This window comes from Promicromonospora sp. NPDC060271, from assembly GCF_042726755.1.
Classification (GTDB): Bacteria; Actinomycetota; Actinomycetes; order Actinomycetales; family Cellulomonadaceae; genus Promicromonospora.
On record NZ_JBHXBG010000292.1, the window covers coordinates 1 to 3,546 of the forward strand.

The window sequence follows — 3,546 nt, forward strand, 5'->3', positions numbered from 1 at the left end:
GCCGGAGGTGCCGCGCAGGGTGCGGGCTGAGGAACGAGGCACGCGCCCGGAGCGGAACCGCAGGCTCAGCCGCCAACAAGCAGAGCCTGAGGGCTGAGCCTGAGCCCCTCACAGCTCCCGTGCGAGCTCCAGCTCCTCCACGGGCTCCATGTCGCCGAAGACGGCGGCCGCGAGGTCAGCGAACCCCGCGCGCGCCGCCTCGTCGTCCTGGTCCACCATCCACGCGAGCTCGATGCCGTCGATGCGGAGCGCCGTCATCCGCGCCAGCGCGCCGATATCGGTGCGGAACCTGACGTGCGCGACGTCCGCGAGCCGCTGCAGGTACTCGCGCGTCATCGCGATGCTCTGCTTGAGGTGGGCCTGCGCCACCTCGCGCAGCACCGGAGTGCGCGCGCCCGAGACCGCGAACTCGAACGTCAGCAGCCGCATCTCCTGGTGCTGCTTGAGGCCGCCCAGCATGGCGTCGACGGTGGCGTCGGCCAGGGCTGTCCGGTCCGGCCCCGCGTCGAGCGCCGCCAGCACCTGCTCCGACGCCCGCATCGCGATGGCGCGGCCCATGGCGCGCAGCATCGCGTCCTTGTCGTCGAAGCAGTAGTGCACGGTACCCAGCGAGATCCCGGCCTCCTGCGCCACGCGGCGCACGGTCACCGACTCGACGCCCTCGCGCATCGCCACGCTCAGGCCCGCCTCGACGATCTCGGCACGCCGCTCGTCGAGCGGCTTCCGCTTGTTCATGCCGCGCCCCCGGTCTCGGGCACGACGAGCGCCGTAGCGATCGCCGCGACACCCTCACCGCGGCCGGTCAGGCCGAGCGCGTCCGTCGTGGTCGCGGTGAGGGACACGGGCGCGCCGACGGCGGCGGACAGTGCCGCCTGTGCCTCGTCGCGCCGGGTGCCGACCCGCGGATGGTTTCCGATCACCTGAACTGCCACGTTACCGATCATGTACCCCGCAGCGCGAACGCGCCTCGCGGCCTCGGCGAGCAGGGTCGTCCCGGAGGCGCCCGCCCACTCGGGACGGCCGGTCCCGAAGTGCGAGCCGAGGTCTCCGAGCGTCGCCGCGGAGAACAGCGCGTCCGCTGCCGCGTGCGCTGCGACGTCGGCGTCGGAGTGGCCTGCCAGGCCGCGCTCCCCCGGCCAGTGCAGGCCCCCGAGCCACATCTCGCGGTCCGAGCCGTCCGGCGCGAACGCGTGCACGTCGACCCCGACGCCCGTGCGGGGCAGGGGGTACGGGGGCGGAGCCGGCCGTGCGGGCTCCGGTGCGCTGGACGGGTCGGTCATGCGGTGGTCTCCTGCAGCACGAGGGACGCGAGCCACAAGTCGCGTTCGGTGGTGATCTTGAAGGCTGCCGCGTCGCCGGGGACGATGTGGACCGGTTCCCCGAGAGCCTCGACGAGGCCCGCGTCATCGGTCGCGGCGAGGTGTTCGGCGGCGGCACGCTCGGCCCCCGTGTGGTGCGCGCGTACGAGCAGCGCCCGGGCGAACCCCTGGGGGGTCTGCACCGCCCGCAGCATCGAGCGGTCGGGCGTGCCCGTCACCAGCTCGGCGTCGCCGTCCGGACGCACCTGCTTCACCGTGTCGGTGACCGGCAGGCCGGGGACGACGGCGCCGTGACCGCTGCGGACGGCGCTCACGACCCGCTGGACGAGCTCTGGCGGGACCAGCGGCCGCGCGGCGTCGTGCACCAGCACGACGTCGTCCTCAGAGCGCGCGAGAGCCAGGCCCGCTGCGACGGACGCCTGCCGGGTGGGCCCGCCGTCGGTCACCCGGACGGGGATCCCCACGTGCGGGTCGCCTGCCATGAGGTCGGCCATGACGCCGACCAGGCCGTCAGGCGCGGTCACCACTATCGAGTCCACGGCACCCGACGCCGCGAGACGTCGCGCGGCGTGCAGCACCAGTGGGAAGCCGTGCAGCTCCACCAGAGCCTTCGGCAGGTCGCGCCCTAGACGGGTTCCCGAACCAGCGGCCGTCAGGATTGCAAGGGTCGTCATCTGGTCGGGGTCCCCACAGGATCATGATTGAAGCGAAGGATCCCGTGGGGCGCGAGCACCGGGTCCTGACCGTCAGGTCAGACGGATCCTGTGGGTAAGTCAGGAAGCGAGAACCTCGTCGAGGATCGCTTCCGCCTTCTCCTCTTCGGTGTGCTCGGCCAGAGCCAGCTCGGACACGAGGATCTGGCGAGCCTTGGCGAGCATTCGCTTCTCGCCTGCGGAGAGACCGCGGTCGGCGTCTCGGCGGGACAGGTCGCGAACGACCTCGGCCACCTTGATGACGTCGCCGGACGCGAGCTTCTCGAGGTTCGCCTTGTACCGGCGCGACCAGTTGGTGGGCTCTTCGGTGTACGGCGCACGCAGCACCTCGAACACGCGGTCGAGGCCCTCCTGGCCGACGACGTCGCGCACACCCACCAGGTCGACGTTCTCCGCCGGGACCTCGATGGTGAGGTCGCCCTGGGCGACCTTGAGCTTGAGGTACATCTTCTCTTCGCCGCGAATCTTGCGGACCTTGATCTCTTCGATCAGCGCCGCGCCGTGGTGCGGGTAGACAACCGTCTCGCCTACTGTGAACGTCATCTGCAGATGTCCCCTTTCCCTGAAACCAGGTTACCACGGCGTGATCAGGAGAACTTGCGCCCTTTGGGTTACCCTAGGGTCTTTCCGATAGGCGTTTGCGCAGGTCAGAGCGCTGCGGCGGGTGAATGTTCGGACGGCTACCACTCGGACCGGCACTATCGGATCGTTCCGGAGCCGTGACCGTCGCCACGCCCTGACCGGGCATTTCGCCTCCGGTCGCGATGCGCGGGCATACCCCGAGGACCACTAGGATATGGCGGGGATCCGCCCCCGCCCGAACCAGACGAACATCAGGGAGTTCACCGTGTCCCGTCGCGCCACCGCCGCTCGAGGCGCCCGCACCATCGCCCTCGCCGCGGTCTCCGCAACGGGAGCCCTGCTCCTCGCGGCCTGCGCCCCGACCACCACGGACCTGAACTACGACCCGTCCGACGGCGTCGGTGTCTCAGTGCTCGGCGAGGAGAACAGGGACCTGCGCGGCATCAACCTCATGGTCGTGTCGGCCGCTGAAGGCGAGGCAGGCAACGTCCTCGGCGCGCTCGCCAACGAGACGGCGGACGACGCGTCGTTCACGCTCGAGGCCCCCGGCGCCTCCCCCGTCACGGTCGAGGTCCCGGCCGGCGGCACGGTCTACCTGGGCACGGAGACCGGCGAGGCGGTCCAGCTCGACACCGTTGGCGCGGCGCCCGGCGACTACGTCGACGCGGTGCTCACCGTCGGCGGCGACGCCAAGGAGTTCCAGCTCCCGGTGTTCGACGGCACGCTGCCGGAGTACGCCGACTACCTGCCGGTCGCCGTCCTGCCGTCGCCGTCGGGCTCGCCGTCGGCATCGCCGTCCCCCACGGAGTGACGTAGGCGAGGCCCTCGCCTCGCGGAGCCTCGACCCGAGTTCGGTCCCTTGCACGGCGCCGGAAACGACTTCGGTCCGTTGCTCTGAGATCGGTCGTTTGATTGACCGATCTCAGAGCAAC

General features: G+C 71.2%; 5 protein-coding genes. 1 reads left to right on the forward strand and 4 read right to left on the reverse strand.

Going from position 1 to position 3,546, the window contains the following annotated elements; all coding sequences use genetic code 11:
• Positions 1-108: 108 nt before the first annotated feature.
• From ACFWE2_RS25000 to ACFWE2_RS25015, 4 genes are all read right to left on the reverse strand, one after another.
• Positions 109-735: a TetR/AcrR family transcriptional regulator gene (locus tag ACFWE2_RS25000; RefSeq protein ID WP_377226911.1), complete on the reverse strand. Its 627-nt coding sequence runs from the start codon at positions 733-735 to the stop codon at positions 109-111.
• Positions 732-1,280, reverse strand: coding sequence for a 2-C-methyl-D-erythritol 2,4-cyclodiphosphate synthase (ispF, locus tag ACFWE2_RS25005; protein WP_377226912.1), 549 nt, complete (start codon positions 1,278-1,280; stop codon positions 732-734). Before ispF ends, ACFWE2_RS25000 begins: the two co-directional genes overlap by 4 nt.
• The gene (gene ispD, locus ACFWE2_RS25010) at positions 1,277-1,993 is read right to left on the reverse strand and encodes a 2-C-methyl-D-erythritol 4-phosphate cytidylyltransferase (RefSeq protein ID WP_377226913.1); all 717 of its coding nucleotides are present in this window, start codon (positions 1,991-1,993) and stop codon (positions 1,277-1,279) included. The genes ispF and ispD overlap by 4 nt, the downstream gene beginning before the upstream one ends.
• Before the next feature lie 99 nt (positions 1,994-2,092).
• The gene (locus ACFWE2_RS25015) at positions 2,093-2,575 is read right to left on the reverse strand and encodes a CarD family transcriptional regulator (RefSeq protein ID WP_116677014.1); all 483 of its coding nucleotides are present in this window, start codon (positions 2,573-2,575) and stop codon (positions 2,093-2,095) included.
• Between the two features lie 304 nt (positions 2,576-2,879).
• Here ACFWE2_RS25015 and ACFWE2_RS25020 point away from each other — a divergent pair, with 304 nt between their 5' ends.
• Positions 2,880-3,425: a hypothetical protein gene (locus ACFWE2_RS25020; RefSeq protein ID WP_377226914.1), complete on the forward strand. Its 546-nt coding sequence runs from the start codon at positions 2,880-2,882 to the stop codon at positions 3,423-3,425.
• The last annotated feature ends 121 nt before the right edge of the window (positions 3,426-3,546 follow it).